The following is a 7246-nucleotide window of genomic DNA, read 5'->3' as shown; positions in this document are numbered from 1 at the left end:
GGCCATGGTGCGTGCGTTGAACAGGATGACAAAGGCTGGGATGCCAGAAAGCGTGCGTATTGCCTGAAAATCCAGCCAGCTACAGGGTCGTTCGCACGAAATCTTATTTATTCAACAAAACCGTTTACATGTGGAAATCCCGTATAGAAACAATCCACAGCATCAACCACTATGCCTCCAAACTGTAATAACCATTCACTCTAATTTGGTGGCAGCTATGAAACAAAAACAATATGGCTTCTATATCGACAGCAGTAGATGTACAGGATGTAAAACCTGTCAGGTTGCCTGTAAAGATAAAAATCAACTGCCTATTGGTGTCAATTTTCGTCGGGTATATGAATACGCCGGAGGTAGTTGGACTCAAGCCGGAAAAGATATCTGGCGACAAGACGTTTTCGCTTATTACCTCTCCGTCAGCTGTAATCACTGCGCCGATCCGGCCTGTACCAAAGTTTGCCCTACCGGCGCTATGCATAAGCGTACACAGGATGGTTTAGTTGTTGTTGATGAGCAAATTTGTATCGGTTGTCGATACTGCGAAATGGCCTGTCCGTATGGAGCGCCGCAGTATAACAGCGAGAAGAAACACATGACAAAATGTGATGGCTGTTATGAATTAATCGAACAAAATAAAAAACCGCTGTGTGTTTCATCGTGTCCGTTACGGGCGCTCGATTTTGGGCCAATCGACGAACTAAGAGAAAAATATGGTGATATTACTGATATCGCCCCACTTCCCCAATCGTCGTTTACCCAACCGTCTATCACGATCAATCCCAATCCTCATGGGAAGCCAACGTCAGAGTATCGTGGAACGATTGTTAATAAATCGGAGCTATAACTATGCATGAATTACCTTTGGTCTTCTTTACCGTACTTATGCAAGCCGTTGCCGGTAGCTTTATTCTGCTTTGGTTAATTAAGCTGATCCCTGCCGCTCAGCTACAAACCTCAGGCCAACAATTTTCACTGGCAATATTCTCTCTTTGGCCGCTGTTAGCACTGGCGGGGCTCGCCGCGTTAACACATTTAGGCCAACCATTAAGAGCCCTAAACGTACTCTTTGGCCTAAAACATCTTTCTCCCATGAGCCTCGAGATCGTCATGGTGCTCATTTTTAGTTTGCTTGGCCTAAGCACCAGTTTCTTACTATTGAAAAAAGTAAAAGGAGCGCCACTGCTCCTGTGCGCTGTTCTGGCGGCACTGGCAGCCATCGGTGTTCTATTTGCCATCGCAAACGTTTATTTTTTACCAACAGTTTCTCTTTGGTCTACGCCGTGGACCGTTATTAACTTTGTATTTAGCGGTATTTTGTCCGGCTCATTATTAAGCGCCCTTCTGTTGTACGCATTTCGTAACAGAAACGGGAGTTCAACATCGTTCATATACATCATGAAACCCATTTGGGGCGCGGTACTCTTTCTATTTATCCTGTTTTCCTGTGGCTATTTGTTTGCTCTAAACGGAGAAGTTAGCGCAATTCCTGTATGGCTTAAAGCTATTCAAGTTATTCGAATCCTGTTATTGGCATCCGCATTTCTCTGCTGCCTTTTAATGAATTTATCCACGCAAATAACGGGCAAGTTAGCCGCTGTAACAACGGCTGTCATTATTGCCGAGCTCTTAGGAAGAGTCTTTTTCTATGAACTTATTTTACTGCAACAGCTTTAAGGCAATCGGACTTAACGCCGCGATATAAGGATTTTATTATGTCTACACAACAAAATATAACGCAAGCAGTCGACCATTCTGATTTATCCCGCAGGCGCTTTTTAAAACTGAGCTCTTTTCTCGGTATGGGCGCCTATTTATCGACTCACTCTATGAATGCTATCGCTGCGGCTGTTATTGATACTCACGTAGGTGAAGTTGCCAAATGGCACAATTGCTGGGCACATTGTCATTCCAGTTGCTTATTAAAAATCGTGACTGAAAACGGTGAAATAAAACGTATTGAAACGGACGACCAAGGCGATGATACATTTGGTCGCCATCAAGTCAGAGCTTGTTTACGCGGCCGATCTTTGCATAAACGAACCTTCGCTCCCGACAGATTAAAATACCCAATGAAACGCATCGGCAAACGTGGCGAAGGTAAATTTAAGCGCATCAGTTGGGAAGAAGCACTAACGGAAGTGCACGATAAGCTAAGTCATATCATCCGTGAATATGGTAATCAGGCAATCTTCAGCCGAATCGGTTACGGAAAACCGGACGGTTCTTATCACTATGTTCCCAGATTTCTGAATATGATCGGCGGCTACCTATCGCCGGAAGGTAATTACAGTAGTCACCAGATTGATACGGCTTCTCAATATACTTACGGCGATAAATCTTATACGTTCGGCAGCGCACCAACGGAAATGGCGCGTTCAGATCTGATTGTTTATTTTGGAAATAATCCGGCCAATACGCGAATGAGCGGTGGCAGCGATACTTACCATTATCAATGGTACAAAAAGCAAAACTCCGCCAGAACAATCGTTATTGATCCTCAATACACAGATACCGCCTGTGGTCGGGAAGATCTTTGGCTGGCTATTCGCCCGGGAAGTGATGCAGCATTAGTTGAAGCAATTGCGTGGGTACTGATAACGGAAGGTTTTACCGATGACGACTTTCTGAAAACACATTGTTACGGTTATGACGAAGAACCGGGTGATAGCGAAAAAAATATTCCTCCGTTAGATAAGCGTTTGGGATACAAAGCTTATATTTTGGGTGAAGGCATCGACGGTATCGCAAAAACGCCAAAATACGCCAGCGCAATCTGCGGCATTCCGGAAGAACAAATTTATCAGTTAGCACGTGAACTTGGCCACGCGAAAGCGCCCTATATTGCTCAAGGTTGGGGCCCCCAGCGTCAGGCTGCCGGAGAACAAACGGCCAGAGCAATATTTATGCTGCCAATTTTGCTGGGTAAAATCGGCTTGCCCGGTACGAATAACGGCGCATCAGACTTTTTGTTCCACACAACAGATGTCATGACAATGCCAACCGGAAAAAACCCGGTTTCGGCAAAAGTTCCCTGCTTTAAATGGCTGGAAGCCGTAGAACGTGGCCATGAAATGACGGCATTAACCGATGGGATCAAAGGCGCACCTAAATTAGATACCGACGTAAAATGCGTCTTTATGTATCAAGGTAACTGGCTGTTAAATCAGCACTCTGACTGCAATGCAACGGCCAAAATATTGGCCGATGAAAGCAAGTTAGAGTTTATTTTCGTGATGGATAATCACATGACAGCCAGCGCTAAATTTGCGGATATTTTACTACCGGATATTACTTGGCTGGAAAACTCTCGTATTGTGGCCTTCTCAACGCATTTGACTATGACTGAACATGTCATTGATCCTATGTACGAGTGCCGCCATCCTTACGATGTCTTTGCCGATCTTGCCGACAAATTTGGTCTCCGCGAAAAATTTACTGAAGGGCGCAGTTGGGATGACTGGCAACGCTATCTGTATAACCAAAGCCGTTTAAAACACACGAATTTTCCGCCTATCGAGATTTTAGAACGAGAAAAAACCGTTCGTCTTCCGTTTGATCCTCTCGCACCGCGATATACGTTAAAAGCGTTTCGGGAAAATCCGGCCCTCAATCCACTGAAAACAGAATCAGGTAAAATTCAGATTTACAGCCATAAACTAGCCAAACTTGCGGAAACATGGACGCTGCCGGCGGGAGATACGATTACGCCATTGCCGCAATATACGCCGACGTGGGAGAGCTATGCCGATGAGGCATTAAGAGAGCAATATCCTTTACAACTCATTGGATTTAAATCAAAAGGACGCCCACACTCAACGTTTCATAACGTTCCGTGGCTGCGGGAAGTCATTGACGATGTTTTAATGATTAATCCTATTGATGCAAAGGCTCGTCATCTTGCTCAAGGGCAGATGGTGCATGTTTATAACGCACGCGGAACGATTCAAATTCCAATACGCATTACGCCAAGAATAATGCCCGGCGTTGTAGCGATGGGCGAAGGTGCATGGTATCAGCCGGATGAGAAAGGCATTGATATCGGTCGATGCATTAATACCCTCACTCGTTTAAAGCCGACGGCCTTAGCGAAAGCCAACCCTCAAGGAACCAATCTGGTCGAAGTCAAACCGATTTAAATTCAACGTTAGCCTCTCAATGGAGGCTAACTCATTGATTTCGTTTTAGCCGGAAATCTATCTCTTTTTATAGGTGAATAAAATGAGCCATCGTATAGAAACTGAAGCTATTACTGAGCGTGAATTGTCACTGGTCAGCTTATCCCTTTTGTATCATTTCTTTTGCTTTGAACCACAAAAGGCACTAATCAACAATATGTTAAACAGCGATATTCTTAATCTTTGGCACAGTAAATGGGACATGGATATTCACGAGACAAACACCTTTTTACAAAATCAAGATGCTCTCGAGCGTTTGCAGGCTGACCATTTAGCCTTATTCGTTGGCATTGGGATGCCAAAAGCCGTTCCATGGGGATCGGTTTATCTGACGGAAGAGAACCTGCTATTACAGCGCTCAACTCATGCATTAACCGCTTTTTTGAAATCCCACCGCATTATACTTTGTACCGATGAACAGCAAATTTCTGACCACATTGGATTATGTTTATCAGTACTCGCCTTGCTATTAAAACAATGGGGAGATTATCCGGAAGAAACCACCGAGCGCACAATACGCGAATTTTTACGCGATCATTTATTGCCATGGAGTGGCCGTTTTTGCGAATTGCTCACCGCCCATGCTGAAACGCCTCTATATGCATTATTAGGAAAAGTCACTAAACGGATATTAAAAGATCAGCAACATCAATGGCAGATTACCCCGCGGCCCCGCACGCTATATTATTGATCTTAAACTTTTACAAACGGATTTTATCTAATGGGGGCCATGAGGTTGCCATTCGTGTGCCGGCGTTCAAAAGTCTCAACTCACGGTTTTATCAGGTTGAGGAAAATATGCCGATCACCATGGCAAAGTCTTCCCCTCCATGCTCTAATCGGCGCCATTAAGAAACCCCGTAATTAAGAGGCTCCTAATACTGTGGCACAATACGTCTATACTATGCATCGTGTCGGAAAAGTTGTTCCTCCGAAGCGACATATTCTAAAAAATATCTCTCTCAGCTTCTTCCCCGGCGCCAAAATTGGTGTGCTTGGTTTAAACGGCGCAGGTAAATCCACGCTATTACGCATTATGGCCGGTATCGACACCGATATCGAAGGTGAAGCGCGTCCGCAGCCGGGCATTAAAATTGGTTATTTGCCGCAAGAACCTAAGCTGAATCCTGAGCAAACCGTAAGAGAAGCAGTTGAAGAAGCCGTCAGTGAAGTCAAAAATGCCTTAACGCGTTTAGACGAAATTTATGCGGCATACGCAGAACCGGATGCAGACTTCGATAAGCTGGCTAAACAGCAAGGCGAAATGGAAGCGATCATTCAATCTCACGATGGACATAATCTGGATAACCAGTTGGAGCGTGCTGCTGATGCATTGCGCCTTCCGCCGTGGGACGCCAAAATTGAGCATTTATCCGGTGGTGAACGCCGTCGCGTTGCACTTTGTCGCCTACTGCTGGAAAAACCGGACATGTTACTGCTCGACGAACCAACCAACCACTTGGACGCAGAGTCCGTTGCCTGGCTGGAACGCTTCCTGCATGACTATGAAGGCACCGTTGTAGCCATTACCCACGACCGTTACTTCCTTGATAACGTCGCAGGCTGGATTCTGGAACTTGACCGCGGTGAAGGTATTCCATGGGAAGGTAACTATTCTTCATGGCTGGAGCAAAAAGATAAGCGTCTGGAGCAAGAAGCCTCTTCCGAAGCCGCTCGCCGCAAATCTATTGAGAAAGAACTTGAGTGGGTTCGCCAGAATCCAAAAGGCCGTCAAGCTAAGAGTAAAGCGCGTCTTGCCCGCTTTGATGAGCTCAATAGCGTTGAATATCAAAAACGCAATGAAACCAGCGAGCTGTTCATTCCGCCCGGCCCTCGTTTAGGCGATAAAGTGCTGGAAGTTCAGAATCTGAAAAAATCTTATGGCGATCGTCTGCTAATAGAAGATTTATCATTCGCGATTCCAAAAGGTGCCATTGTCGGTATTATCGGCCCGAACGGCGCTGGTAAATCAACGCTGTTTCGCATGATTTCCGGTCAGGAGCAGCCTGACAGCGGCACAATCACTTTAGGTGATACCGTAAAAATCGCCTCCGTTGATCAGTTCCGTGACAGTATGGACAATAGCAAAACGGTTTGGGAAGAAGTTTCCGGCGGTCTGGATATTATGCGCATTGGTAACTTTGAACTGCCAAGCCGCGCTTATGTCGGTCGCTTCAACTTCAAAGGCACCGATCAGGGCAAACGCGTTGGCGAGCTTTCCGGCGGCGAACGCGGTCGCTTACATTTAGCTAAACTGCTACAAGTTGGCGGAAATATGCTGCTTCTCGACGAACCGACTAACGATCTGGATATCGAAACGCTGCGTGCGCTCGAAAACGCCCTGTTAGAGTTCCCGGGCTGCGCCATGGTCATTTCCCATGACCGCTGGTTCCTTGATCGTATCGCTACGCACATCCTTGATTACGGCGATGAAGGTAAAGTGGAATTCTTTGAAGGTAACTTTACTGAATACGAAGACTGGAAAAAGCGTACGCTGGGTGCAGAAGCGCTTGAACCTCATCGTATCAAATATAAGAAGATCGCCAAATAATTCTGATCTATTCTTATTAACGGATGTTTTATCAATACACACATTAACGCCCCTTAATTTAGGGGCGTTTTTTCAGGTTGAGCGTAACGGGCTTAATCACTTGAGGAGAGCAGAGATGCCTGCAAACGTTTTATTATTAGGCGCAACCGGATTAATCGGCAGTCATTTACTCGCTATGCTGCAATCCGATCCGCGCATTGAACGCATTTACGCTCCGACGCGCCACCCGCTGTCAAATGCGGGTAACAAAGTGATTAACCCAACGGGCAGTGATGTTCAAATTCTGCTTGATACGCTGACTGAACCCGTTGACGCCGCTTTTTGCTGTTTGGGAACCACACAAAAAACCGCCGGTAGCCGCGCGGCTTTCCGCTTTGCTGATATTACACTTCCCGGGTAATGACTCCAACTTATTGATAGTGTTTTATGTTCAGATAATGCCCGATGACTTTGTCATGCAGCTCCACCGATTTTGAGAACGACAGCGACTTCCGTCCCAGCCGTGCCAGGTGCTGCCTCA

General features: G+C 45.9%; 7 protein-coding genes. 6 read left to right on the top strand and 1 reads right to left on the bottom strand.

Annotated elements, in window-relative coordinates:
* The first annotated feature begins 217 nt into the window (after positions 1–217).
* The 6 genes from K0778_RS24300 to K0778_RS24275 all read left to right on the top strand — a co-directional run bounded on the left by K0778_RS24300 (position 218) and on the right by K0778_RS24275 (position 7126).
* Positions 218–844, top strand: a complete 627-nt coding sequence (locus tag K0778_RS24300) for a DMSO/selenate family reductase complex B subunit (protein ID WP_032306837.1) — start codon at positions 218–220, stop codon at positions 842–844.
* 2 nt (positions 845–846) lie between these two features.
* Positions 847–1674, top strand: a complete 828-nt coding sequence (locus K0778_RS24295) for a DmsC/YnfH family molybdoenzyme membrane anchor subunit (RefSeq protein ID WP_033550846.1) — start codon at positions 847–849, stop codon at positions 1672–1674.
* Positions 1675–1712: 38 nt separating this feature from the next.
* Complete coding sequence (locus tag K0778_RS24290; protein WP_042004625.1) at positions 1713–4136, top strand: DMSO/selenate family reductase complex A subunit; 2424 nt, start codon at positions 1713–1715, stop codon at positions 4134–4136.
* An 82-nt stretch (positions 4137–4218) separates the two neighbouring features.
* The gene (locus K0778_RS24285) at positions 4219–4866 is read left to right on the top strand and encodes a molecular chaperone (protein ID WP_042004624.1); all 648 of its coding nucleotides are present in this window, start codon (positions 4219–4221) and stop codon (positions 4864–4866) included.
* A 192-nt stretch (positions 4867–5058) separates the two neighbouring features.
* Positions 5059–6726, top strand: coding sequence for an energy-dependent translational throttle protein EttA (ettA, locus tag K0778_RS24280; RefSeq protein ID WP_032306836.1), 1668 nt, complete (start codon positions 5059–5061; stop codon positions 6724–6726).
* A gap of 115 nt (positions 6727–6841) precedes the next feature.
* Complete coding sequence (locus tag K0778_RS24275) at positions 6842–7126, top strand: hypothetical protein (RefSeq protein ID WP_029396284.1); 285 nt, start codon at positions 6842–6844, stop codon at positions 7124–7126.
* 10 nt (positions 7127–7136) lie between these two features.
* Here the strand turns inward: K0778_RS24275 and K0778_RS24270 are convergent.
* The coding region (locus K0778_RS24270) for an IS1 family transposase (protein ID WP_019725171.1) at positions 7137–7246 on the bottom strand (110 nt) is incomplete at its 5' end.

It is taken from the genome of Escherichia sp. XD33 (genome assembly GCF_019375075.1).
In the GTDB taxonomy this organism is placed as follows: Bacteria; Pseudomonadota; Gammaproteobacteria; order Enterobacterales; family Enterobacteriaceae; genus Enterobacter; species Enterobacter flexneri_A.
Note: the sequence above shows the minus strand (reverse complement) of the source record. Positions and strands in the feature narration are given on the sequence as shown.